The 24,822-nt window shown below is 56.2% G+C and carries 27 protein-coding genes; 12 read left to right on the top strand and 15 right to left on the bottom strand.

Features of this window, described 5'->3' with window-relative positions; all coding sequences use genetic code 11:
- Positions 1-18 precede the first annotated feature (18 nt).
- From J1782_RS14845 to J1782_RS14830, 4 genes are all read left to right on the top strand, one after another.
- On the top strand, positions 19-1,059 hold the full coding sequence (locus J1782_RS14845) for an HlyD family secretion protein (protein WP_165060254.1): 1,041 nt from the start codon (positions 19-21) through the stop codon (positions 1,057-1,059).
- Positions 1,056-2,483, top strand: a complete 1,428-nt coding sequence (locus tag J1782_RS14840; protein ID WP_217153413.1) for an efflux transporter outer membrane subunit — start codon at positions 1,056-1,058, stop codon at positions 2,481-2,483. Before J1782_RS14845 ends, J1782_RS14840 begins: the two co-directional genes overlap by 4 nt.
- 421 nt (positions 2,484-2,904) lie before the next feature.
- Positions 2,905-3,291, top strand: coding sequence for a helix-turn-helix domain-containing protein (locus tag J1782_RS14835; protein WP_165060259.1), 387 nt, complete (start codon positions 2,905-2,907; stop codon positions 3,289-3,291).
- Positions 3,291-4,202 carry a LysR family transcriptional regulator gene (locus tag J1782_RS14830; RefSeq protein WP_165060261.1) on the top strand — a complete coding sequence of 304 codons (912 nt, stop codon included), beginning with the start codon at positions 3,291-3,293 and terminating at the stop codon, positions 4,200-4,202. The genes J1782_RS14835 and J1782_RS14830 overlap by 1 nt, the downstream gene beginning before the upstream one ends.
- Positions 4,203-4,256: 54 nt before the next feature.
- Here the strand turns inward: J1782_RS14830 and J1782_RS14825 are convergent, their stop codons facing one another.
- Positions 4,257-5,462: an MFS transporter gene (locus tag J1782_RS14825; protein WP_217153412.1), complete on the bottom strand. Its 1,206-nt coding sequence runs from the start codon at positions 5,460-5,462 to the stop codon at positions 4,257-4,259.
- A gap of 326 nt (positions 5,463-5,788) precedes the next feature.
- On the opposite strand from J1782_RS14825, the gene J1782_RS14820 reads away from it, so the two are divergent.
- Positions 5,789-6,805 carry a sensor domain-containing diguanylate cyclase gene (locus J1782_RS14820; protein WP_152323829.1) on the top strand — a complete coding sequence of 339 codons (1,017 nt, stop codon included), beginning with the start codon at positions 5,789-5,791 and terminating at the stop codon, positions 6,803-6,805.
- 50 nt (positions 6,806-6,855) lie between these two features.
- On the opposite strand, the gene J1782_RS14815 is transcribed toward J1782_RS14820, so the two are convergent.
- From J1782_RS14815 to J1782_RS14780, 8 genes are all read right to left on the bottom strand, one after another.
- Positions 6,856-7,593 carry an amino acid ABC transporter ATP-binding protein gene (locus J1782_RS14815; RefSeq protein ID WP_152323830.1) on the bottom strand — a complete coding sequence of 246 codons (738 nt, stop codon included), beginning with the start codon at positions 7,591-7,593 and terminating at the stop codon, positions 6,856-6,858.
- Between the two features lie 9 nt (positions 7,594-7,602).
- Entirely contained in the window at positions 7,603-8,358 is a 756-nt protein-coding gene (locus tag J1782_RS14810) for an amino acid ABC transporter permease (RefSeq protein ID WP_217153411.1), read from the bottom strand.
- 4 nt (positions 8,359-8,362) lie between these two features.
- Positions 8,363-9,058, bottom strand: coding sequence for an amino acid ABC transporter permease (locus J1782_RS14805; protein ID WP_101077553.1), 696 nt, complete (start codon positions 9,056-9,058; stop codon positions 8,363-8,365).
- A gap of 65 nt (positions 9,059-9,123) precedes the next feature.
- On the bottom strand, positions 9,124-9,873 hold the full coding sequence (locus tag J1782_RS14800) for an SDR family oxidoreductase (RefSeq protein ID WP_152323832.1): 750 nt from the start codon (positions 9,871-9,873) through the stop codon (positions 9,124-9,126).
- A gap of 117 nt (positions 9,874-9,990) precedes the next feature.
- A complete protein-coding gene (locus J1782_RS14795; protein ID WP_217153410.1) occupies positions 9,991-10,788 on the bottom strand; it encodes a LamB/YcsF family protein in 798 nt (265 codons plus the stop codon).
- Positions 10,785-11,225 carry a biotin/lipoyl-containing protein gene (locus J1782_RS14790; protein ID WP_217153409.1) on the bottom strand — a complete coding sequence of 147 codons (441 nt, stop codon included), beginning with the start codon at positions 11,223-11,225 and terminating at the stop codon, positions 10,785-10,787. Before J1782_RS14790 ends, J1782_RS14795 begins: the two co-directional genes overlap by 4 nt.
- 140 nt (positions 11,226-11,365) lie before the next feature.
- Positions 11,366-12,289 carry a nitrogen assimilation transcriptional regulator NAC gene (nac, locus tag J1782_RS14785; RefSeq protein ID WP_217153408.1) on the bottom strand — a complete coding sequence of 308 codons (924 nt, stop codon included), beginning with the start codon at positions 12,287-12,289 and terminating at the stop codon, positions 11,366-11,368.
- A gap of 73 nt (positions 12,290-12,362) precedes the next feature.
- Positions 12,363-12,527: a hypothetical protein gene (locus J1782_RS14780; protein ID WP_217153407.1), complete on the bottom strand. Its 165-nt coding sequence runs from the start codon at positions 12,525-12,527 to the stop codon at positions 12,363-12,365.
- 131 nt (positions 12,528-12,658) lie between these two features.
- On the opposite strand from J1782_RS14780, the gene J1782_RS14775 reads away from it, so the two are divergent.
- Positions 12,659-13,861 (top strand): pyridoxal phosphate-dependent aminotransferase, encoded by a 1,203-nt coding sequence (locus J1782_RS14775; protein WP_152323836.1) that lies wholly within the window; start codon positions 12,659-12,661, stop codon positions 13,859-13,861.
- Positions 13,862-13,932: 71 nt separating this feature from the next.
- On the opposite strand, the gene J1782_RS14770 is transcribed toward J1782_RS14775, so the two are convergent.
- The 3 genes from J1782_RS14770 to J1782_RS14760 are packed head-to-tail and all read right to left on the bottom strand — an operon-like array spanning position 13,933 to position 16,484.
- Positions 13,933-14,919 carry a biotin-dependent carboxyltransferase family protein gene (locus tag J1782_RS14770; RefSeq protein WP_217153447.1) on the bottom strand — a complete coding sequence of 329 codons (987 nt, stop codon included), beginning with the start codon at positions 14,917-14,919 and terminating at the stop codon, positions 13,933-13,935.
- Between the two features lie 11 nt (positions 14,920-14,930).
- Entirely contained in the window at positions 14,931-15,641 is a 711-nt protein-coding gene (gene pxpB, locus J1782_RS14765; protein ID WP_217153406.1) for a 5-oxoprolinase subunit PxpB, read from the bottom strand.
- 3 nt (positions 15,642-15,644) lie between these two features.
- Positions 15,645-16,484: a transporter substrate-binding domain-containing protein gene (locus J1782_RS14760; protein ID WP_217153446.1), complete on the bottom strand. Its 840-nt coding sequence runs from the start codon at positions 16,482-16,484 to the stop codon at positions 15,645-15,647.
- 240 nt (positions 16,485-16,724) lie between these two features.
- Here J1782_RS14760 and J1782_RS14755 point away from each other — a divergent pair, with 240 nt between their 5' ends.
- The 5 genes from J1782_RS14755 to J1782_RS14735 all read left to right on the top strand — a co-directional run bounded on the left by J1782_RS14755 (position 16,725) and on the right by J1782_RS14735 (position 21,434).
- A complete protein-coding gene (locus J1782_RS14755; RefSeq protein WP_208950777.1) occupies positions 16,725-17,651 on the top strand; it encodes a DMT family transporter in 927 nt (308 codons plus the stop codon).
- Positions 17,652-17,889: 238 nt separating this feature from the next.
- Positions 17,890-18,897 (top strand): tryptophan--tRNA ligase, encoded by a 1,008-nt coding sequence (trpS, locus tag J1782_RS14750; protein ID WP_165060288.1) that lies wholly within the window; start codon positions 17,890-17,892, stop codon positions 18,895-18,897.
- Positions 18,898-19,026: 129 nt separating this feature from the next.
- Positions 19,027-19,227 (top strand): hypothetical protein, encoded by a 201-nt coding sequence (locus J1782_RS14745; protein ID WP_104925015.1) that lies wholly within the window; start codon positions 19,027-19,029, stop codon positions 19,225-19,227.
- Positions 19,228-19,280: 53 nt separating this feature from the next.
- The gene (locus J1782_RS14740) at positions 19,281-20,138 is read left to right on the top strand and encodes an MBL fold metallo-hydrolase (RefSeq protein ID WP_217153405.1); all 858 of its coding nucleotides are present in this window, start codon (positions 19,281-19,283) and stop codon (positions 20,136-20,138) included.
- Positions 20,139-20,525: 387 nt separating this feature from the next.
- Positions 20,526-21,434: an SDR family oxidoreductase gene (locus tag J1782_RS14735; RefSeq protein WP_208950780.1), complete on the top strand. Its 909-nt coding sequence runs from the start codon at positions 20,526-20,528 to the stop codon at positions 21,432-21,434.
- A gap of 90 nt (positions 21,435-21,524) precedes the next feature.
- On the opposite strand, the gene pptA is transcribed toward J1782_RS14735, so the two are convergent.
- From pptA to J1782_RS14720, 3 genes are all read right to left on the bottom strand, one after another.
- Positions 21,525-21,755, bottom strand: a complete 231-nt coding sequence (pptA, locus tag J1782_RS14730; protein ID WP_152323843.1) for a tautomerase PptA — start codon at positions 21,753-21,755, stop codon at positions 21,525-21,527.
- Between the two features lie 57 nt (positions 21,756-21,812).
- Positions 21,813-22,385 carry a manganese efflux pump MntP gene (gene mntP / locus J1782_RS14725; protein WP_152323844.1) on the bottom strand — a complete coding sequence of 191 codons (573 nt, stop codon included), beginning with the start codon at positions 22,383-22,385 and terminating at the stop codon, positions 21,813-21,815.
- A gap of 347 nt (positions 22,386-22,732) precedes the next feature.
- Positions 22,733-23,737: a nitrilase family protein gene (locus J1782_RS14720; protein WP_152323845.1), complete on the bottom strand. Its 1,005-nt coding sequence runs from the start codon at positions 23,735-23,737 to the stop codon at positions 22,733-22,735.
- Between the two features lie 115 nt (positions 23,738-23,852).
- Between J1782_RS14720 and J1782_RS14715 the strand changes: the two genes are divergently transcribed.
- Positions 23,853-24,713 (top strand): LysR family transcriptional regulator, encoded by an 861-nt coding sequence (locus tag J1782_RS14715; RefSeq protein ID WP_217153404.1) that lies wholly within the window; start codon positions 23,853-23,855, stop codon positions 24,711-24,713.
- Positions 24,714-24,822: the final 109 nt, after the last annotated feature.

Genomic DNA, 24,822 nt, shown 5'->3' with positions numbered 1-24,822 from the left:
TTGAACATGAATTTGATCATGCGATTTAAAAAAAATGCCGTGGCGGTTTCCGGCGTGGTCATCCTGCTGGTGGCGGGGATGATTTACTTCTGGCTGCTGGCGGATAAGGCCGATCAGCGCACCAATGATGCGTTTATCCGGGCAGATTACACCGTGGTGACGCCGCGTATTACCGGCCAGATTGAGAAGGTGGCGGTGAAAGACAATGAGTATGTGGAGCAGGGGCAAACGCTGGTGGAAATCGATGACCGGGATCTGCGTGCGGAACTGAATGCGGCGGTGGCCAGTGTGAACGTGCAGCAGGCGGCGGTCGATAATGCCAAAGCCAGCCTGATGCAGCAGCAGTCGATGATCGCGCAGGCAGCCGCCACACTGGCGGCCAGCCAGGCCAGTTACGTTTTTGCCAAAGCGGATTTGGCGCGTTATCGCGATCTGGCCGCGCAAGGGGCTGGCAGTAAACAAAACGCGCAGCTGGCTCGTTCGCGCATCGATACCGCACAGGCGAATGTGGCGCGGGATAACGCCACGCTGAACGCCGCCAGAGCCAAAACCGTGGTATTGCAGACGGAATGTCAGCGCGCAAAAGGAGAACTGGAACGGGCGCAGGCCGTGCAGGAGACGGCGAAGCTGAATTTATCCTATACGCACATTGTTGCTCCGGTTGCGGGCTGGGTCGGGCAGCGCGTGGCGCGGGAAGGTGCGTATGTCACGCCGGGCACGCCGCTGCTGGCTGTAGTGCCGCTCAATAACGCCTACGTGGTGGGGAATTTTCAGGAAACGCAGCTTGAACATGTCAGGCCGGGGCAGCGGGTGGATATCAGCGTGGACAGTCTGGGCGGAACCCTGCTGCACGGCGTGGTCAACAGCTTTGCACCGGCGACCGGCGTGACGTTTTCGGCGATTACGCCCGATAACGCCACCGGTAATTTTACTAAAGTGGTCCAGCGTATCCCGGTAAAAATTGAAATCGAGGCCGGGCAGAAACAGGCCGCACGGCTGCTGGTGGGCATGGCGGTAGAAGCGACCATTCACACCGGCACGCCAGGAGCGGATCAATGAAAAACGCAGGGTTAACATTGAGCGTTTTACTGCTGAGCGGCTGCATGGTGGGGCCTGATTTTAATGCGCCGGTTGTGAAAAGTCCGCCGACGTGGCCGCAGGGAAAGGCGGTAAGTCACGTCGTAGAACAGGGGCTTGATCCACACTGGTGGAATATTTTCCACGACGATACGCTGACCGCGTTAATCGCAGAATCTGCGCAGGGAAATCTGGATATTCAGGCGGCGGGCGCGCGGCTGTTGCAGGCGCAGGCGGAAAACAGCGTGGTGACGGGGGAAAGTTTGCCGTCCGTCACCGGATCGGCGTCGTATCAGCGCGCCCGAAATAGTCAGAACGGTTTGCAGGATATTTCAGGGCTGGGAGGCAAGGAAGCCTACAGCGTCTGGCAACCTGGCGTCGGGGTTTCGTGGGAGGTCGATATGTGGGGGCGGCTGCGTCGCGCGCGGGAATCCGCCGGTGCGCGCGTTGAAGTCAGTGAGGATTTACGCCGCGCGGTGCTGACCGGCATTCAGGCTGAAACGGCCAGCGATTATTTCCGGCTGCGCAGCGTGCAGTTACAGCGTGAAAACGCCTTGCAGGATCTGGATATCGCCCGTCACAGCCTGAAACTGACAGGCATCAGAATGGCAGACGGCGTGGCGACGCAGCTGGAAGTGGCGCAGGCGCAGGCGCAGGTGGCGGCTGTCGGGTCCACCCTGCCGGTACTGGAACAGCAGGAAGCACATCTTATCAACGCGCTGAGTTATCTGCTGGGTAAGGAACCGGGGGCATTAACGCAGCGGCTTCGCGGCGCCAGACCGTTGCCGCTGACGCCGCCGGAAGTGCCGGTCGGGTTGCCGTCTGAGCTGGCGCAGCGGCGGCCTGATATCCGCGCCGCTGAGGCACAGCTGCATGCCGCAACGGCAGACATTGGCGTCGCCACGGCTGATTTTTATCCGCGCATCACCCTGAGCGGCAATGTCGGGATACAGGCGATGCAGTTCAGCCAGCTGGGAAACTGGGGATCTCAGCTTTACAGTTTCGGCCCCGGCCTGACGTTGCCAATATTTGAAGGCGGGCGTCTGCGCGGTCAGTTAGCGTTGAAAAAAGCGCAGCAACAGGAAGCCAGCCTGCATTTTCAGAACACGGTATTAAAGGCCTGGCACGAAGTGGATGACGCGATGGTGGATTACGACACCGGGCAGCGGCAGCGCAGCCAGCTGAAAATTCGCGTGGATAATGACAGTGCGGCGCTGGACGCTGCATCAAAACAATATGTTGCAGGCGCGACGGACTTTCTCAATGTGCTGGTGATGCAAAAGGAACTGATCGCGGCGCGGCAGACGCTGGTGGTCAGCGATGCCAGCGTGTCGCTCGCGCTGGTCCGGTTGTATAAGGCGCTGGGGGGCGGATGGGGCGGGGAGTCGTCACAGACGATGAATTAAGCGTTATGAGTAAATAAGCATTCAGCACACAAAAAAGCCCCGGCTGTTGAGAGGGCCGGGGCTTTGCGGAACGCGAGCATGATTTTTAAGTTTTGCTAATTAAAACTTATACTCACCGCCCAGTTACGCATGAACTTCATTGCTCGCGTCACTGGCGACGAGTGTATTCACTTTAGCCGTGGCGCTCCAGTTTTTGCTCAGGGTTGCGTTCAGCCCGACAGCAAATCTGCCGCCGGGAAATAGGGTTTGGTTATTTTGTCATGGCATTAAAGGGATTCCGTGACGGCGAGCGTAGCCATGGTTTCATTCTGGTCGCCGGACGGCATAAATGACGCCTCTTAAAAAAGGCTTTATAGTATATAATGGATACTTAGTATCATTCAGGCACCTTTTATTCATCTGGTCTATATGAGGAAACCCTATGTCGGGTAATGCCGTGCCAAAGGCAGTTACGCAAGTGAGTTGTCGCAGTGCTTCAAACCGTTTACTGCTGGATCAGATCACCGATAAATGGGCTGTTCTGATCCTCACCGTGCTCTGTGCTAAGCCGCTGCGTTTCAATGAAATCAGACGTTGTCTGGACGGAATCACTCAAAAATCGTTAACGCAAAGCCTGCGCCGTCTTGAACGTAATGGCATTGTTGCCCGCCGCGTTATCCCTTCCTCACAAATAGCTGTCGAATACAGCATTACGCCGCTGGGGCGCACTCTGGAAGCGCCTTTTCAGGCATTGTATGCCTGGACGCTGAATCATTCCGCCGATGTCATTCAGGCTCAGGCTGCTTTTGATGAGCGGGAAGCAGAGTAATGCGCAAAACAGATCATCTGGGGGGTATCACGGCGTTTGTCACCACGGCGCAGTGCGGGAGTTTTACCGCGGCGGCGGAACGGCTGGGGCTGACGAAATCGGCGGTGGCGAAAAGCGTCGGGCGTCTCGAGGCACGGCTCGGGCTGCAACTTTTTCAGCGCTCGACGCGGCGGCTCAGCCTGACGCCGGACGGTGAGCGTTATCTGCAAAGCAGCCAGAACGCGATTGAAATTCTCGAACAGGCGGAAGCGGAACTGATGTCGCATACCGCGAAACCTTCCGGCCGGTTGCGGGTGGATTTACCGGCGGCATTCGGGCGGCAGCGGATCATGCCGCACCTGCTGGCCGTTATCCGGCAATACCCTGAGCTGGAAATGACAATTACGTTCAGCGAACGGTTTATCGATCCCATTGAAGAAGGCATCGATCTGGTGGTGCGTATCGGCGAACTGACCGACAGCAGCGGACTGATAGCACGCCGTCTGACTACGCAAAAACTGGTGATCTGCGCCGCGCCGGAGTATCTCGCGCAGTACGGTGAACTGCATGAACCGGAAGAACTCAGTCAGCACCGCTGTGTAGTGGGCGTGCGGCGCAACCAGCCAAAATTCTGGATCCTGCGCAACGCGCGCGGCGAAGTGAGCCGCTATACGCCGCCCGCGACGTACGAATTTGCCGACGGCGACGCGATGCTGGCAGGTGTGCTGGCCGGTTGCGGGTTGTCGCAGTTGCCGCTGTGGCTGGTGGGAAAATATCTGGCAAGCGGGGAACTGAAAGAGGTGCTGACAGGCCATTCCGGGGGCGAAATGCCTGTCAGCGCCTTGTGGCCGAAAAGCCGTCAGCTGTTACCGAAAATCCGCTTTGTGGTGGATACGCTGATCAAAGCCGCGGAGGATGGCCAGCTCGACTGACAAGGCTTACGCTTTTTCTTCATAGAACGGGTCGTTGGTGCCATCACCACGCGGTTAGATCATGTGATTTCCCCCCGCGTGTTCAGTTCTGTGTGTCCGGCAGGCGCGGTCACCGGCATCCACGCGCTGTTTGATGTAAATACTGAGCCACGCGGCGGCGGCGAAAATGATGCTGCTTAGCACCACTGAACGCGTACCGAATTCGGCGATAAACCAGCCGCCCGCCAGTGAACCGACGGTGATGCCCAGATTTGAAAATGACATGTACAGACTGTTGGCGAATTCCGGCGCCTGGCTGGCTTCGCGCATCAGCCATGTCTGGCTGACCACCAGCCCTGAAGAGTGGAATGCGCCCCAGAAAACCATCAGTGCGCACATGGCAAGCAGGGAATCACCGGCCAGCCAGACCAGGATGAAGATCAGGGCGTACACCACCGGATAAAGATGCGTGGTTTTGTTGGCGTTTTTTTGCAGGAAGCTGCTGAACACAAAGTTCCCGGCGAATCCGCAGACGCCAAAGGCGATAAGCATCGCCGTGATCATGTTGCTGTTAAGGTGCGTGACGCGTGACAGGTAATCCGCCACGTAGCTGAAACTCGAGAACATCGCCGCGAAAATCATCGTGACCGTGACGATGGTCAGCCACAGTTTGCCGTTACGCAGCACGCTCACCTGACTGGCAAAGGACACTTTGGCCGTGGCAGGCATAGAAGGGACGAAGAAGAGGATCCCGACGAACGCGAGGGCACAGGAAATCGCCGCAAAGTAGAACGCATCGGCCAGCGATAAATGTTCCGCGATCAGCGAGCTTAACGGCACGCCGAGCACCAGCCCGATTGCCACACCGGCAAACACTTTCGCCGCCGCGCCGGCACTTTTTTCTTTCGGCACGGCCTGCGTGGCGACCACCAGTGCGACCGCAAAGAACACCGCATGTGTGAGTGCCGGAAGAATGCGGAAGACCAGCATCATATTGAAGACCTCTGTAGTGGCGTAAATCAGGTTGGAAACCACGAAGACGAAGAGAATCGAAAGCAGCACGTTTTTTTTGTTAAAACCCGACAGCAGCAGGGTAATAAACGGGCCGGTGACGGCGACAATTACGGCGTAAATGCTGACCAGAAAACCGACCTGCGTGGCGGTGACGTGGAGTTGTTCGATGAGTTTCGGCAACAATCCGATGATGCCAATTTCCGTGGTGATGACGCTGAAGACGGCGACGGAAAGTGTCAGCAGCAGGAGTGAATTTTTATTTTGCATTGAAAGCCTTGTAGAACCGAATGTGCAGATGAAAAGTTGAACCTGATCATCCGGCAGTTCGGATTATTCGGAAAGGCCTCTCCGGGCGCATCTTAGTAGACATAACTTCGCCAATGGAATACGGGGCGTGCCGTATCGTTTTTGTCCTATTTTTACAATGCGACTTAACATAAACTTTGTGAATTTATAATTAATTCAATAGGTTGTTATATCATTTTTTCAACACGCATCCTGCCAGCAGGGGATTACTTCGCCGGAAACTATGATAAAATGCGCGGCCCAGGGTTTCCCCGCACGACCATTAAAAGAAAGGTTTATCCCGAGTAATGTCTGACAATCTTATTGAGCGCATTTCGAGTGCGTTAGAATCTGAATACACGCTTGAAGGACTCGTTCGACAGCTTCTTGAAATGCTTGAGCTGGTGACCAACATGGAATCGACGTATCTCACCCGCATTGAGCCGGACGGCGATTACCAGCACATTCTGTTCTCCCGCAACTCACAAGATATGCAAATTCCTGAAGGGATTTCGGTGCCGTGGGGCGATACGCTGTGCAAGCGTGCGCTCGACGAAGGCCGCCGTTATACCTGCGATGTCGCCAGTATCTGGGGCGATTCCGAAGCGGCAAAAGCGCTGGGGATCATGACTTACGTGAGCACGCCGGTGACGCTGGTGGACGGTTCGCTTTACGGCACGCTGTGCGCCGCCAGTTCCGAAAACCGCGAACTTTCGGAACGCAGCGAACAGGTGTTGCAGCTTTTCGCGCAACTGATCGCCCAGCAGATTCAGAACGAACAGCTGCTGAAAAAGCTGCAAGAGGCGAATGCCGCGCTGACCGCCGTCAGCCTGACCGATGAACTCACCGAATTGCCCAACCGCCGCGCAGTGTTTGAAACGTTGCCCGACCTGTTCGACAGGGCCGCTGACAAGGCGAATTATGTTCTGGTGGCGTTTACCGATCTGGATAATTTCAAGCAGATCAATGATGTCTACGGCCACGAAACGGGCGATGATTTCCTGTATGCGGTCGGGCAAAGGCTGAAAGCGGGCGCGGCGGAAGGTGAGATCCTCGGGCGTGTCGGCGGTGACGAATTTATCGTCGCCGGAGAAGGGCCGTCAGGATTTGATGACGCGCTGCGCGCGGCGGATGCGTTCAAAAACCGTCTGCGCAGTTTACTCATCGGCGAATACAAACTGCATTCCTGCACGCTGGATTACGCCGGCCCGAGCATCGGCGCTATCGCGATTAATCCTGCTGCTGTTAATCCGGATCAGGCGCTGCATGAAGCCGATCAGGCGATGTATCTGGATAAAAACCAGAGAAGAACCAAAGCACTGTAAAGCCGGATCCTGCGCCTTTGCGTTTTACCCAAAGGCGCGGTATTCAAAAATCAGTTGTGATGCAAATCGCTCAAAAACTTCTGAGCCCGGGCGTGCTGCGGGCGCGTGAAGAAGTTTTCGGGCGTGGATTTCTCCAGAATTTTTCCCTGATCCATAAACCAGATCGTGTCCGCCACTTCGCGGGCAAAATTCATTTCGTGCGTTACGCACATCATGGTCATGCCTTCCCGCGCCAGACCGCGCATCACGTTCAGCACTTCACCAACCATTTCCGGATCCAGCGCTGACGTCGGTTCATCAAACAACATCACCGGCGGTTTCATGGCTAACGCGCGCGCAATGGCGACGCGCTGTTGCTGTCCGCCGGAAAGCTGCGCCGGATAGGCATTGGCTTTATGCGATAAACCAACGCGTTCCAGCAGTTCACCCGCGTGCTGACGCGCTTCCTGACGCTTCACGCCGAGCACTTTCACCGGCGACATCATGATATTTTCCAGCACCGAAACGTGCGGGAAAAGGTTGAAGTTCTGAAACACAAACCCGATGCGCGTGCGCAGCTGATTCAGGCGAGTGCTGGTGCCGTGAATGTCGATGCCATCAAATAAAATCTGGCCTTCTTCAATCGGCTCCAGCCGGTTGACGGTGCGGATCAGCGTCGATTTACCCGAGCCTGACGGCCCGCATACCACCACCACTTCACCGCTTTTAATTTCTGCACTCAGATCGGTCAGCGCCTGGTATTCGCCATACCATTTATTGACCTGATTAAATAAGATCACCGGTCGCATCGTCGCTCCTTATTGTGATTGAGTCTTGGTCATCAGCATCGCCTGCGCCACGTTGTCCGCTTCCGGCACGCGGTTCTGCCGTTTGCGCGTAATGCGCGCTTCGAGCTTATTGGCGAGCCACGTCAGGCTGAAACAGATGAGGTAATAGCCAATCGCGACAATCGCGAAAACCTGAAACGGCTTGGTCAGCAGCTGGTTGTTTACCTGATTGGCGGCAAAGGTCAGCTCCGGTACGTTAATCACGTAACCGAGCGTGCTGTCTTTAATGATGGAAACCAGCTGGCTGACCAGGCTTGGCAGCGTGTTGTACAACGCCTGCGGCAGAATAATCAGGCGCAGCGTTTTGAAATAACTCATGCCCAATGCGCGCGCCGCCTCGTACTGGCCGCCCGGCAGCGCCTGAATGCCGCCGCGCACTATCTCGGCGATATACGCACTTTCATAAATCACCAGCGTACACAGCATGGTGCTGAATCCGCTGATGTTGTGGCCGATTAACAGCGGGACGCAAAAGTACGTCCAGAACACCACCATCAGCAGCGGAATACCGCGTAAACCGTAAACCCAGCAGGCGGCGGGCCAGCTCAGCCAGCGGAACGGCGATAAACGCGCCAGCCCGAGTAAAACCCCTACCGGCAGCGCAAACAGAACGGCCAGCACGGAAATCAGCAGCGTACAGAGGATCCCGCCGAGCGGCCCCTGCGGGTATTGTCCCATCAGGAACAGCATCCCGTTGTCGTGCAAAATCGTGAACATTTCGAGCATGGGATTACCTCGCGTAGACCCGCTGGAACCGGCGGGCCAGCAACGCACCGGCACCCATCAGCAGCAGAGAGAAGAACAGATAACCGGCAGAGGCCACCAGATACGATTCGAAAGTGCGGAACGTCTGGTTTTCAATATCACGGGTCACGTAAGTCAGTTCAGCCACGCCAATGACCATCGCCAGGCTGGTGTTTTTGAACAGCAAAACGGTGTGGTTGAGCAGCGACGGCAGCGCGTTACGGATGCCCTGAGGCAGGATCACCGAGCGCAAAGAACGGGTGTAACTCATGCCCAGTGCACGTGATGCCTCGGTTTGTCCTTCAGGAATAGCGCGTAAACCGCTGCGGATGTCTTCGGAGAAATACGCCGCCTGACACAATCCGAGCGCAAACATCGAGAACAGAAATTCGGCGTTAAAATCGTTAATCCACATCTGCACGGATTCGGGCAGCAGCGTAGGAATGGCGAAATACCACATCATCAGCTGGATAAGCGTCGGCACATTGCGGTGGTACGACACATACGCACGGACAAAATATTCGGCGGCGCGTTTGTGCGTCAGCCGGATGACGACCAGCAGCAGGGCAATAAACATCGCCAGCAGCCAGGATCCCAGCGCCAGCTTGAGGGTGACAACCATACCATCGACGATCATCTGCCCGAACTGACCGGTCAGGACTTTGCTGAAATCGAGCGTCATCGTATTTTCACCCTCCTGAATGGTTGAACTGTCGGTTTATAAGGAAAACGGGTTTAGCGGGAAAATCACAGACCTTCGCCGGGGCGCATGGTGGAAAGGCCACCGGGAACCTGCAACGTCGGGGTGATCTCGATGTTGCCGATGTTCACGGCAACCGGCGCAGACAGGGCAAACGCCACGCAGTCGGCGATGTCTTTGGCTTCAGGCAGTTCAAAACCGTCAATGAACCGGCGGCGGGCTTCTTCGTGATCGCCGGAAACGTTGCCGAAAATGTCCGTTGCCACGCGGCCGGGGCAGATTTCGGTAATGCGCACCCGCTTGCCGTAGCAGTCAACGCGCAGCTGGCGCGAGAGGGCGTGAACGCCGGCTTTGGTGGCGTGATAAATCGAGTTGCCACCGAAGTTATAAATCGCGGCAATTGAGGTGATGTTAATAACGTGGCCGCGATCGCGTTCCATCATGCCCGGCACCAGCAGGCGGCAGAGATGCAAAACCGCGCGCAGATTCACGTCCACCTGCGTATCCACGGATTCTTCATCGGCGTTCAGGATAGAGCCGGGGCGCGAAACACCGGCATTGTTCACCAGAATATCCACGCTGATTTCGCTGCACAGGCGCGTGACGGCGTCGAGGTCGCTGACGTCGAGTGCGTGCGCAATACAACCGGTGCGGGCAGCGAGGGCGGCCAGCTGATCGGCGCGGCGGGCGACGGCGTGAACCGTGATGCCTTCCTGACAAAGGCGTTCGACAATGGCTTCACCCATTCCGGCCGATGCGCCGGTCACCAGCGCGGTTTTGTAATCTGAAAATGGCATTGCGACTCTCCTGTTAAACCCCGGCTCCGTCATGTTCTGCCGGTGGGTGTTTTCTGACTGTATCCAGTAATTCTCAGGCGGTATAAGACATAAACTGTGTGAGGCGATAAGCGGGACTTATAACACCGCGTTTTCCCTCGCCAGCTCCCGGCGTTGCCGGGCTGGCGGCATCAGCGCGATATCCATTTCGGCAATAATTTCCCGCAGCGTATGCACCATTTCGATGGATTCCGGCGTATCGCCGTGAACCAGAATCGACGTTGCAGTCACCGGCAGCGTCACGCCGTCGATGCTTTGTACCGTGCCTTCGCTCAGCAGCTGGCGGATACGCGCGCGCACCTGCTCTTTGTCATGAATGACCGCGCCCGGTTTCGCCCGGCTGACCAGCAGCCCGTTGCTTTCATACGCGCGGTCGGCGAGAAACGTGCAAATCACCGGCAACTCCAGCGCCCGCGCCATACGTTCAACGGCGTTGCCGGACATTGTGCTGATGATCATCTGTGCATCGAAATCCTTCACCGCCTGCAATAACACCCGCGCCAGCTGAGCGTCTTCGGAGACCATATTCCCCAGCGCGCCGTGAAAACTCATGTGTGTCAGCGGGTAATCCGCCGCTCTGGCAAACGCCGAAAGCGCGCCCAGCTGGTAAGTGACGTAATGCGCCATGACCTGCGGTTCGATGTGCATCCGGCGGCGGCCAAACCCGGACAAATCGGGGAACCCGACGTGCGCGCCGAGATCCACCTGATACTTTTTCGCCAGCGCGACGGTTTTCGCCATAATCACCGCGTCCCCGGCGTGAAACCCGCAGGCCACGTTGGCGGAGGTGATCAGCGGCATCAGCGCGGCGTCGTCGGCAAGGGTGTAATCGCCAAATCCTTCGCCGATATCGGCGTTTAAATCGATATATTTCATGCGGCCAGCTCCTCGCGGCGTAACGTGAAAATCTCCTCGCCGTATTCCACGCAGTCACCGTCTTTTACGGAAAGGGGTTCCACCACGCCCTGCACCGGGCTGCGCAGCGGCAGGTAAATCACGCCGACTTTCAGCAGGCCGAGCAGCGCGTCTTTCCCGACTTTTTCACCGGGCTGAGTAAACGGAATTTTGCTGAGCGGATGCTGTAGCAACACGATACCGGGGAAGGGCGCACGCACCGTGTCGGGGGCGGCCAGCGCGGGAAGCGCAGGCGTTTCGTCCGGCACGCGGCACGGCAAAAGAGCAGGGGAAACGGGCGCGTATTTTATGCTGACCCGGAAGCCGTTTCCGCGCAGTTCAATCTGGCTGAGGCCGGACTTGCGCATCTTCTGTGCGACAGAGCGCAGCTCGCTGAGTGCTGGTGCTTTTTTTTCCATATCTATCCCGTCAAAGAGAGAGTGTCCCCGCGCAATAACGACGACAAAACGGCCCGCTGAGCGGGCGGTAAACGCACTCTATCGTGTCACTGCGGACGTCAGGAAAGAGGATTTCGCTTTGCGGTAATAAGGTGCGCTTATTACCCCACCAGCGTCAGTGGCCGGTTATCTACCGTGCGGCTGGCCATCAGCGACAGCAAAATCGCTTTGACCGCTTCTGCGGGTTGGGAAAGCGGCAGATGGTCGGACATACAAAATGACAGCGCCGCCTGAATATTCGGTTTGTCGATTTTCGCCATCCACGAACCGGAGGCTTTGAGCATCGCACGGGCGGCGGATTCCGGCATGATGGTGCAGCCTAATCCTGCGGCCAGCGCAGCATTGAGGGTGGTTTGCGATTCGATTTCGCACTTCACGCGGTACGTCACTTCTTCGTGGATAAACGCGTCGTCGATGACTTTACGCATGATGTTATAAATACGCGGCAGGAACAGATCGTACTTTGCCACCTGCGCCAGACTGACGGTTTTCAGTTGTTTGCTGAGTGCGTGCGGGCACACGAAATACAACTCTTCTTTCATCAGCGGCATAAAGCGTAGCCCGTGAATTTCGCGGTTGCCGTAAATCACCGCCATATCCATCCGGCCATTCATGATGAGTTCGCTCAGCGTGGTGCCGAAGTTTTCATTAAAATACAACACGATACCCGGATGTTGCCGGTGGACTTCTTCCATCAGCGGCAACGCCAGCTGTTGTGCGGCGGTGCCCGGCGCAAGCCCGACGGAAACGCTGCCCGAAAGCGCCAGCGCCGAGCCGTCAATCGCGCTCTGCGCCTGATCGCACTGGCGCAAAATAGCCTGTGCGTGGATATATAAAATTTTGCCCGCTTCGGTCGGCGTCACGCCGCGTTTGGTGCGGATCAGCAGTTGCTGATTCACTTCGCCTTCCAGCGTGGCGAGTTGCTGGCTGAGCGCAGGCTGCGCAATATGCAGGATATCTGCGGCCTGAGTGAGGCTGCCCACATCGACAATCTTGATAAAATATTTAAGGCGGCGGAGATTCACGATGGCATCCTCATCACGTCAACGAGTGGTGTTATAAGTAATGTGTATGAAGCAAGATGAGTGCCAACACGCACTAACGCGCTGATTTATGCCTGAACGCCGGGTTTCCTTCTGATTCCAACGCCGGTTTGGTCATTGCGTAGCCGGATATTTTCGGCGTTTGCGCCGCCTGCCGGAAAATGACTTCCTCCGCCTGCACTGCACCGGTGCAAATTGCCTGATTTGCGCGTTCAGCCATTGCTTTGTGTTATGTCATCACAACAAAGCGCTATTGGTCGGCGCGGTCCGTTCCTCATTACTCTTCCCCCTGTAGTGCCTCATCGCTGTCCGTCTTTTTACGTTCGATAAAAACAATGGAACCCCAGGACCATGCCTGATATCGCCGACCGCTTAAAAAATGTCTCTGTTTCTGCCTCCGTCGCCATGACGCAAAAGGCCCGTGATCTCGCCGCCGCCGGCGTGAACGTCATCGCGCTTTCTACCGGCGAACCGGATTTTCCGACGCCACGACACGCCACGGAAGCGGCCTACGCCGCCGCGCTCGGCGGTGATACCCGCTATCCGCCAACCGACGGAACCCCGGCTTTGCGGGCGGCTATCGCGCGTAAATTCCAGCGCGATAACCACCTCGATTACGATGTGAGCCAGATCCTCACCGCAGGCGGCGCGAAGCAAATTATCTTTAACGCGATGCTGGCGACGATTAATCCGGGCGATGAAGTGGTGATCCCGACGCCGTCGTGGATCAGCTATGCGGATATCGTCAAATTTGCGGGCGGTATTCCGGTGCCGGTGGCCTGCCCGGAAGAGAACAATTACAAGCCGTATCCGCAGGACATTGAAGCGGCGATCACGCCGAAAACCAAATGGCTGCTGCTGAATTATCCGGGCAATCCGACCGGTTCCGTGGCAACGCGTCCGGAATTGCAGGCGATTGGCGAAGTGATGCTGCGCCATCCGGGCGTGTGGATCCTGACCGATGATATCTACGAACACCTGATTTACGACGACGTGACGTTTTACACGCTGGCCGAAGTGGAGCCGCGTTTGCTCGATCGCGTGCTGACGGTTAACGGCGTGTCGAAAGCCTATTCCATGACCGGCTGGCGTTTAGGTTTTTGCGGCGGTCCGAAAGATCTGATTAAAGCCATGAGCAACGTGAACACGCAAAACAGCGGGGGCGTCACCACGCTTACGCAGGCGGCGGCGGTTGCTGTGCTTAACGGCCCGCAGGGGTTACTGAAAGAGCGCGCCGAAATCTACCGTCAGCGCCGCGATTACGTGCTGGAGCGTTTAACGTCCGTGCATGAATTGCGTTGCCATAGACCGCAGGGCGCGTTTTATCTGTTCGTGAATATCGAAGGCTGTATCGGGAAAACCACCGCAGGCGGGCGTCACATCGATAATGATGCCGATTTTGTGATGGCGCTGATCGAAGAAAAGCACGTCGTCACCGTGCAGGGCGCAGCGTATGGCATGAGCCCGTACTTCCGTATTTCCTACGCCACCAGTATGGAAATTTTGCAGGACGGCTGCGACCGGATCGCGGAATTTTGTGCAGGTCTGAAATAAAACCTCTGAATTCCAACCATAAAAAAACGGGCCTTTTTCGGGCCCGTTTTCTGTTTCATCATGAGGGAAATTTAAAACCCCATCACCGTCTTCACCGGCATTACGTTATCGCGCAGGCGGGAGAACCACTGGTTGATCTGACGTGCCGCGGCAATGGCTTCGCGTGCATCGCTTTTGACAAGCCGGATGCTCTGACCGGGCTGAACCTGCGCCAGACGCCACAAATCTTCTTCAATAATGCCGGCAATTTTCGGATAGCCTCCGGCAGTATTAGCGTCGGCCAGCTGAATGATGGGCTCGCCCGCAGGCGGAACCTGCACGATGCCGGGGATTAACCCGTAGGAACGCATTTCAATGACTTTCGACGGCGTGACCGGTTCGCCGGACAGCCGGTAACCGGTGCGGTTGCTGTGCAGGGAAACCTTCCAGGGCTGCGACCAGAAGCGGGGAAGATCGGCTTCAAACAGCGCATATTCACCGGCGGGAATGGCGCGCAGTTGCACCAGTCCCTCAGTGCTGGTCGGGAACACGTTGGCCAGCGTAATCTGCGGCGGCTCGATACCCATGCCTTGTGCAGGCAAAGGTGAGATGAAAGAATCGCCTGCCGCAAGACGATCGTTTTTCGCCAGCGGTCGCCCGTCTGTTCCGCCGAAACCGCCGCGCAGGGCGGTACTGCGCGAACCCATGACGACCGGCACGTCAATGCCTCCGGCGACGCACAAATAGCTGCGCGCGCCGGAACGCGGAAACTGCATTTCCAGCTCCTGTCCGGTGCGGACGGAACAGGCCCACCAGGGCGGAAGCTCTTCGCCGTCGAGCTTCGTGCGGCAATCCGCGCCGGTAACGGCAATGCTGGTATCGGCAAGAAACCGGACTTTAAACGGGAACATCTGCACTTCAATGCAGGCGGCGTTTTCGTCGTTGCCCAGCAGGATGTTGCCCGCGCGAAACGCCAGCGGATCCATCACGCCGCTGACGGACACGCCGATATCCCGAAATCCGCTGCGGCCTGCGTCCTGAACGGTATTCAGCGGGCCGGTTTTCACAATTTCAATCACAGCTTTTTGGGTCACAGTTCTATCCTTTCTGGCAGGAACCGCACGCTGTCACCCGGTGCCATCAGCGCGGGATTCTCAGCGCACGGGTCAAACAGCGTCAGTTCGGCGAATCCGATGGCGTTCCAGCCGTTGGGCCCGGTGAGCGCGGAAACGCCGGTCTGCGCACCGCCGATGGTCACGGTGCCTTTGAGCATATTCAGCGAGGGGACTTTTTTACGCGGCGTAGCGAGAGACGGATCCAGCCCGTGGAGATAGCCAAAACCCGGCGCGCTGCCCAGTGAAAATACCGTGTAGCAGCCCTGAGAATGGCGGCGGATGACGTCGCGGGGCGAAAGCCCGGTATGCTGACAAACCGCATCCAGATCCGTGGCATGTTCGCCGCCGTAAATCACCGGAATTTCAATCAGTTTGCCTTGCGGATGAACGGCCTGCGCCTGTTCCCACGCGCCGGCCAGCAGGGCGAAAGTCGCGTCATAATCTTCCGGCGTCTGGCGAAACAGCACCAGCAGATTGGTGACGCCGGGGATCAGCGATTCGACGTCATCGCGCATGCGCAGTGTGGCCGCCAGCGACCAGATGCGGCGCTGGGCGGGCAGGTCGAAATCACCCGGTGCTTCAATCAGCCACGCACGGCTGCCGATGGTGGAGATTTTGACGTTGTCGCCCTGACTGGCAAGAATATAAGAGACGCGGGAAGGCACCTCGTGCGACACAATGGTCATCGGCTATTCCAGAGGTTCGAATTTAAGGCTGGAGAGCGGCTGAACTTTGTCTTCGCGCACCATTTTGTATTCGGTATTTGGTCCGATCCAGTTTGCCCAGATTTTATCGATGGTGCCGTCGTCATCCATCGCTTTCAGGCTGCCGTTCACTTTTGCCAGCAACGCCGGTTCGTCCTTTTTCATACCGACGCCAATCGGTTCCAGCGCCATCGGTTCTTTGATCATCCCCAGTTCGATGCCGTCTTTTCCGGCCTGAGAAATCATCTTGATAGCGGTCAGGGTGTTGGTGACAAAGCCCACGGCTTTATTCTGTTCGAGTGCCAGAAACGCCGAGGCGGCATCCTGGAAGGTCACGGCTTTCGCGCCCGCCAGATAAATGGATTGCTCTGACGTCGTGCCTTTGGTGGCGCTGATGCGTTTGCCTTTAAAATCCGCACGGGTTTTATCGACGTTCGGCTTTTTCACCACCAGCACTTCTTTCGCCACGTAATACGGGTCGCTGAACTGAATCTGCTGGCCGCGCGTTTTAGTGTACGCCAGATTGGCAATCAGCACGTCGGCGCGGCCGGTTGCGATCACCGCGATGCGCGCTTCAATAGAGGTCGGCATCAGATTGAGTTTTACGCCCATCTGTTTGGCTAACGCCGTGCATAAATCGACGTCCATTCCGGCCAGCTGGCGTGTTTTCGGATCCGGCGAAGAGAAAGGCGGCACATCGGAATACACGGCACAGTTAAGTGCGCCGCGCGCCTGAATATCAGAGAGAACATCGGCTTTCGCAGAGGAAAAGGCCGCCATCAGTGGCAATGTCAGCAAAGAGCAAGACAGTAACTTCAGTTTCATCATTCATTCTCCGGGTCTTTTAATTAGCGGTGTGTGACGACAACTTCCCCTGGCTCACTGTGAGCAAAACTGGCTGCGGTTTCTTATGAGGTCAACCCGACTATATAAGCTCAATCTGGCGTTGTATAAGAAGTAAACCCTGTATGGCGATACGCTTTTTGTATGACCGCAAAAAAGGGGGCTCTGCCAGAATAGTGGTCAGTTTCAGACCGTTAATCTCAAAGAGTAAAAGGGTAAAACATGAACGCCAGAATGGGTGTTTCGCTGAAAATATTATCCGCCCTGTGCGCCACGCTCATGCTGGCCTGCGTAAAAGGGTTGGGGGGAAATATTCCTACCGGAGAAGTGATATTCTTTCGCTCATTCGTCGCCTTATTCCCGCTGCTGATCTGGCTAAAATTGCAGGGGCCGGTTATTGCGCAAATTAAAACGAAGAATATATTCGGCCATTTAATTCGCGGATTTTCCGGCACCGGCGGCATGTATTTTAACTATCTGGCGCTGGTGTATATCTCGCTGGCAGATGCCACAGCAATCAGCTACGCCGCGCCGCTGTTTACGGTGATCATGGCCGCTATTTTGTTGCGAGAAAACGTGCATGCCGCCCGCTGGATGGCGGTGGCGGTCGGTTTCACCGGCATTCTGGTGATGCTGTGGGCGCATCTGCGTGACAGCGGTTCGCTGCTTTCGGGCGGGTTTACGCAAGTTTCAGCCGGACTTGGCGTGATTCTGGCGCTGCTGGCGGCAATGTGTACGGCGGTGTCGTCGGTGCAGATCCGTTTTCTGAACGGTATCGAAAGGCCGGGTGCGATCGTCTTCTACTTCTCGCTGATGACCATGCTGATCGGGCTGGCGACGATTTTTTTCGGCTGGAAAATCCCCGATACCCGACAGCTTTTGCTGCTGACGGGCTGCGGATTTTTCGGCGGAATGGCGCAGATCCTCATTACGCTGAGCCTGCGCTACGCCGATGCCTCGCTGCTGGCACCGTTCGATTACACCACGATGGTCTGGTCGATGATGATTGGTTTCCTGTTCCTCGACAGCCTGCCGACCGTTTCGACGCTGGTTGGCGCATCGGTAATTGCCGCCGCCGGAATACTGGCCGTATTGAGCGAAAGACGCCGGGGAAAAGCGTTGCTCATCAAACCGGTAAAAGCCGAATAGCCGCGCAACGCCCGCAGTGAGCGGCTTGCAAAGAAATTCGTGATTTACCTTTCGTGCTAAGTAATGATAAATTACCGCCATGAAAACTCAGATACACACCATGACCACATCACGTTGTTCCTGGTGGCTGCCACTCTAAAGGCGGCTGAATTCCTGTATCTGTTCACAAAGCCGCCGGAAGGCGGCTTTGTTGTTTATCAGACTCCTTTCCGGCGTAAAAAACCAAAAAGGAACTCTCATGAATAACGCAAAAACCATTCTTACCGGCGACCGTCCTACCGGTCAGCTGCATTTAGGCCACTTTGCTGGCTCCCTGCGCCAGCGGGTGGCGCTGCAACACGATAATCAGCAATACATTTTGATCGCCGATCTTCAGGGGCTGACCGACAACGGCAATTCCCCGCAAAAAGTCGCCGGTAATATTCCCGAAGTGATGGCGGATTACCTGGCGGTGGGCATCGACCCCACCAAAACGGTGGTCTGCCTGCAATCTGCATTGCCCGCGCTGGCCGAACTCACCCTGCTGTACATGAACATCGTGACCGTGGCGCGTGTCGAGCGTAACCCGACCGTGAAAAGTGAAATTACTCAGAAGGGTTTTTCCCGTTCGCTGCCGGTCGGTTTTATGACCTACCCGATCAGCCAGGCGGCGGATATCACGGCGTTTCAGGCGGATTTAATTCCCGTCGGCGATGACCAGTTACCGATGATTGAGCAGACCAATGAAATCGTCCACAAGATGAACAGCCTGACGGGTCAGCCGTTGCTGCGCCATTGTCAGGCGCTGCTGAGCAAAACGGGGCGTCTGCCGGGCATCGACGGCAAGGCCAAAATGTCGAAATCCCTTGGCAATACGCTGACGCTTTCCGCCAGCGAAGAAGACATACATCAGGCGGTCTGTGCGATGTATACCGATCCGAATCACCTGCGGGTTAACGATCCGGGTCAGGTCGATGGCAACGTGGTGTTCAGCTATCTGGACGCATTCCACCCGGACGCAGAAAAAGTCAGCGCGATGAAAGCGCATTATTTGCGCGGAGGATTAGGCGACCGGGCTTGTAAGGACGAACTGGAAGGCTGTCTGCAAGCCCTGCTCGCGCCGATCCGCAGCCGCAGGAATGCGTTTATTCAGGACAAAGGTCAGTTGCTGGCGTTGCTGCGCCACGGCAGCGAACAGGCGCAAAACGTCACGCAGCAAACGCTGGTGCAGGTAAAACGCGGGCTCGGGTTGCCGGTGATGTTCTGATTTAGCCTTGCCCGCCGTCCGCGAACTCAGAAAATTTGAGTAAAGGTTCGGTAAAAAAAACAAACTTTTATCAAATTATGCCGTTAACCTAAAAACAGTATTTTATTTTCAGGCGTGATGGAGTTTGCTATGCGAGAGTCCGGTCAGATTTTTGAAGAGGCCTGCAGGATGGTGGGTGAATGTTGTTTGATGCTTGCTCAGAACTGTGAGGAAGTCAGCCGCAGGCGCATTGTTTTTTGTCTCGAACGTGCGCAGGAAGAGGCGTTAGATTTCCACGGTGAGCCGAACTCGGCGCTCCAGCTGGCGATCAAACACATCAAAGGCTTATGAGTTGCTAAACCACAATGTTGCAGCCTCATGCACGTAATTAACCTGAGGTGATTATGAACAATCCGTCTTTTGCGTCCCGCCAGATTGGGGATTTTACTGTAACGGCCCTGAGCGACGGAAACATGGCGGCAAGCCTGGATCTGTTGTCCGGCATTGAGACGGCAGATGCCGCGAAAATACAACGTGACGCCGGGCTGGCAGAGCCCGGCAATATTCATATCAATTGTTACCTGATCCGCGGGCCGGGGCGCACCCTTCTGGTCGATTCCGGCACCGGCGGGCTGAATAATTCCGGCGGAAAGCTCGGTGAAAATCTGCGGTCTGCGGGCGTGGCTCCCGAAGATATCGATACGGTTCTGCTGACGCACGCGCACCCGGACCACATCGGCGGGCTGCTGGACGCGCAGGGGCAACCGGTTTATCCCAATGCAGAAATTCATATTCACCCGCTCGAAGCCCAATACTGGCGCGATGACAGCAAAATGATGCAGGTCGCGGAGCACCGGCAGCGTAATTTCTTGCTGGCGCGCCGGATGCTGACGGCTTACGCGGCGAAGCTGAAGTTTCTTGATGGCGCGGAGATTGTGAAAGGCATTCGTTCCGTCTGGCTGCCCGGTCATACGCCGGGGCACAGCGGATACCGCATTGATTCGGGCAATCAAAGCCTGCTGATTTGGGGCGACATCGTGCATTTCCCGCACATTCAGTCCGCGCAACCCGGCGTTTCCATCGCCTTTGACTGCGATCCCGTTCAGGCGGAAAACACCCGTAAAACCATCATGGCGCAGGTCGCCCGCGAAAAACTGCTGGTGGCAGGTATGCATTTCGGCGAACCGGGTTTTGCGCATATCGTGCCGGTGACCCCGCCGGACAACACCGACGGCTATCATGTGGCTTATCCGAAAAGCTGAGAGAGGTTAACCGCTGACGCTGAAGCACCCAAAAGCCTGATCCCCACTCAGTGAAAGGTCGGGTACCGTGAATCTTCGAATTTTGCGAAATGGACGTCGCTCTCCAGAAGGGGCGTGATTTGAAAGCAAAAAAGCACTATCAGGCTGGATGAGGATATCTGCGTTCATATCTTTACGGCGCCAGCGGTGATGGTTGGCGTCTGAATTACGGTTGCCGGAATTTTTCAGATCATCACGACGTTACGAAAAGAAGGGACGCGGGGCGATGACGTTCACCTGATTTCCTCTCAATGCTTGCCGGCCTCAACTCGGAACTGTCCGTAACACACCTCGGGCAGGCTGAGGTGTTCTACCCTTAATACTACGTTTTTAGTTTAAGGAGCCATCATGAGCAGTCACAAACCCCTTCCTCCGTCCCTCAATCAGCCACATGTGGATGCGTATCCAAAGCCCCCTTTTGAAAGGCAGAAACAGCCGTTCCCGGGTCTGGCGAGCAAAATGGTCCCGGTTCCGGATCACGGTGAAACCTCTTATCAGGGGAGTTCCAGGCTTGAAGGCCGCAAGGCACTGGTGACCGGCGGTGATTCGGGTATTGGCCGCGCTGTCGCGATTGCATTTGCCCGTGAAGGCGCTGATGTCGCGATTAACTATTTGCCGGAAGAAGAACCGGATGCCCGGGAAGTCGTCGATTTACTGCGCAGTGAAGGGCGCAAGATTATTGCGATCCCGGGGGATATCCGTGATGAGCAGTTTTGTCAGAGGCTGGTAAAAGAAGCCGCGGAACAGCTCGGCGGGCTGGATCTTCTGGTGAATAACGCCGGGCGTCAGCAGTTCTGCAATTCGATTAAAGATCTCACGACTGAGGCGTTTGACGCGACGTTTAAAACCAACGTTTACGCGATGTTCTGGATAACCAAAGCGGCGCTGGATTATCTTCCGCGCGGCAGCTCGGTGATCAACACGACCTCGGTTCAGGCATTTTTGCCGAGTGAGAATCTGCTCGACTATTCGCAAACCAAAGCTTCAATCGTGGCGTTTACGAAATCGCTCGCCAAGCAGCTTGCGCCTGACGGAATTCGTGTGAATGCTGTCGCGCCCGGCCCGTACTGGACGGTTCTGCAAACCTCGGGGGGGCAGCCGCAGGAGAAAGTTGAAAAATTTGGCGAGCAGGCACCGCTGGGGCGCCCCGGCCAGCCTGCGGAAATCGCGGCGCTGTATGTCGCGTTTGCATCGCCGGAAAGCAGCTATTCCTCCGGACAGGTCTGGTGTTCTGACGGCGGGACGGGAACACTGTAATTAGCGCTAAAAGTAATGAGTGCTAAAAAGTGACCCCGTCACGTTAGCCGTGACGGGGTCTTCAAATGGGGGATGACGCAGTGAAGGAGATTACAGGGTATAACCGGGTTTTTTCGCCATCTGATCTAATGCCGGTCTGATGACCGGATCATACACATCGCTTTTCCACGCCTCTGGCTGAACTTCCGTCAACATCACGGAGATGGCTTTGTCCGTCGTCCCCAGATGATTAATCAGCACGGCGGAAAGGTCATCGACCAGTTTTTGCGTCGCTTCTTCTGAAAGCCCGCGCGGATAAAATTTCAAATCAATATGTGGCATTACGGTGCTCCTGTCGGATTGGCTGAACCATTTCCCGTAAAGCTACCGTAATTCACGTCAGCTCAGCAAACCTAAATGCTCGACCAGAATCGACGTACCGATGCCAATCAGCACGATACCGCCCAGCACTTCGGCCCATTTCCCGATGGCCGCGCCGAGAAAACGGCCCAGCAGCATGCCGGAGGTTGCCATAATGGTGGTCGCCGCGCCAATCGTCAGCGCCATCACCAGAATATTCACTTGCAGGAATGCCAGCCCGACACCGACGGCCATCGCATCCAGACTGGTGGCAATTGCGGTGGTCACCAGCAGCCAGAAACCGTGACGGCGCGGCGCTTCAACTTCTTCGGCCTTATCTTTTTTGAAGGCTTCGGAAATCATACGGATCCCCAGAACCAGCAGCAGGGTGAACGCCACCCAGTGATCCCAGCTCATAATAAACTGGCTGGCCGCCAGCCCGATAGCCCAGCCGATCACCGGCGTTATGGCTTCAATCACGCCAAAAATTAATCCGGTACGCAGTGCCTCTTTCAGCGGGGGACGGTGCAACGCGGCACCTTTGCCGATAGCCGCCGCGAAGGCATCCATAGACATACCAAAAGCCAGAATGAGGATAGTATAAAGTTGCATAAAAACGGACCGGTCATGCCTTTGGTGACAAAAAGGCGGGTTATCATCAGAAGCGCGCAGTCTGCCACAAAAAACAAAATAAAAAAACCATAATATTCAACTAGTTATAGTGTTGGTTAAGAATGTTAGCCTTGGCTATATTTGTATGAAAAGGCTTCATTTGGCCTGAAATTCATCCGCAGAGGGGCAAAAAAGCCTGTAATCCTAATCCGTTAGGTTCTGAGGGGGGGATTCAGTAATTCTCAGCGGGTGAGGCGCAGTCTGCAGGCGGCTGAATAAACACGGTGAAAGAATGAATGCCGGGACTTGCACATCACCGGCTTCCACAATCATTACGCTATGACACGTTAAACTTTACGCGATGCCGGCCCCGTCGCTTCCTCGGAAAAACGTGCGGTGATGGCGTCGCGCTCGTAGCCCTGACGCTCGGTGAGAATGGAATACAATTCCGGGCGTCGGCCGTAGATCCAGCGGCGGCCCGAACTCAGGGGGATCAGCGTTAAATCCAGTTCGGCGCTGACCATGGCGTCAGCGGCAACCCAGGTTTCGCTGATGATCCGGCCATAGGGGTCGAGGATCATCGCGTTGCCGGTGCGGACTTCATCCGCATCGGCGCCCACGCCGTTGCTGAATAAAATGAACAGTCCGTTATCATGCGCACGCGATGGCAACCAGCGCAGGATCCATCCGCGGCCACTTTCCCCTTTAAACGCGGCGGTGATTTCTTCCTTTCGTTGCGCACGTTGTTCCCACAATTCCAGCGGAATGGGTTTCATGCCGTGCGGGCTGCGCGAATGGGTGCCGCCGGTCTGATGCGGTGCCAGCAGGATATCCGCGCCAAGCAGCGTGGTCGCGCGTACGTTTTCCACCAGATTATTGTCCCAGCAAATCAGGATCCCCACCTTCACGCCCCACGGCGTATCAAAAACGGTAAAACCGTCACCGCAGCTAAACGCAGGATGTTCAAACGCGTGAAGTTTGCGGTGCGCGTGATAAGAACCGTCCGGCATGCAGGCCACGTAGGTGTTATAAATCCGGCCATCTGTCGCGCGTTCGATAAGGCCCGCGCCAATCAGCATCTGATTTTTCGCCGCCAGCGCCTTGATAAGTGCCAGCGACGGGCTGGTTTCAACCGCTTCAGCCAGCGCATTCACTTCTTCCGCCGAAAGACCCGGCACGTGCCAGTAACCGGTGATGCACATTTCCGGGAAGGCCAGGATCTTCACACCCTGCGCGGCGGCCTGTTCAATGTATTTCTCCATAATCAACAGGTTATAAGCCTTATTGCTGGCCTGATGCTGAAACTGAACCACTGCCGTTTTTATCGATTTTACTGCCGTGACTTCGCTCATCGCCGTTCTCCGTAAAGGGTCACAAAGGGTGACTTTCGCTGGCATTACAGCAATCCGGCTGATAACTTTATAATGAATTGTTTTTCATTTTTGATAACCAAACGGAATGCAAAATATGAATACGCGACTGCTCAAGGCGTTCGTGGTGCTGGCAGAAAAAGGAAATTACGCCCTGGCAGCAGAGGCGCTGGCGATATCGCAACCTGCGCTCACCAAACAGATCAATCTGCTGGAATCCCGGGTAAACCTGGCGCTGTTTACGCGTGGCCGCCACGGCACCGCGCTGACGGCGGGCGGGCAGCGGCTGTTGCCGGAAGCGAAAAAAGTCGTCGCGCAGGCGGAGCTGTTTTTGCATCACGCAGAACAGGTGGCGAAAGGGCGCGAAGGTTTTCTGGCGGCAGGTTTCGGGCTGTCCAGTTTTTATTTTGCGCCGGAATGTATTGCGCAGTTCCGGGCGCAGTATCCCGGCGTTGACATCACGCTCGAAGATCTGCCCTCGGCGCAGCAATACGACATGCTGCAAAGCGGGGCGTTGCAGGTCGGGTTTGTCCGTGTGCCACCGGCGAAACCGCTCAGTTATCACAGCCTGTTTGACGATAATCTGGTGCTGGTCACGCCGGAGAATACTGGCCTGAGCATCGAAGACTGGCTGCAAAAATTCCCGTTGCTGCGTTTGTACCCGGCGCGCGGCGGCGGCCTGGATACGCAGACGACGCTGTTCCTGCACGAGCAGCACATATTTCCGGGCGCCACGCAGCAGGTGGAAGATATTCAGACGATTGTCGCGCTGATTATTGCCGGTACCGGCGTGGCCCTGTTGCCGCAAAGCGTGGTGCATATCGCGCCACCGGGGTTGAATATTGTGCCGCTTTCGGGGGGAGCAACCCGCTGGCAGGTGGGCATCGCCTGGGACCCGCGCTATGACGATTCTGTCCGCGATAATTTTATTGCGATTGTAAAAGGCTTTGTGCGTTAAATGTTTCTTTTATGTAAAGAAAATGAGGGTTGTTGAGGCGGCGAACAGGTGGCAGCAGCTATACTCTGAAAATGGGACAACAAAGGTTGTCCTGAGACATCGCGAAGCC

It is taken from the genome of Rahnella sp. BCC 1045, from assembly GCF_019049615.1.
GTDB classification, from domain to species: Bacteria; Pseudomonadota; Gammaproteobacteria; order Enterobacterales; family Enterobacteriaceae; genus Rahnella; species Rahnella contaminans.
This window is presented reverse-complemented; position numbering and strand designations above follow the sequence as displayed.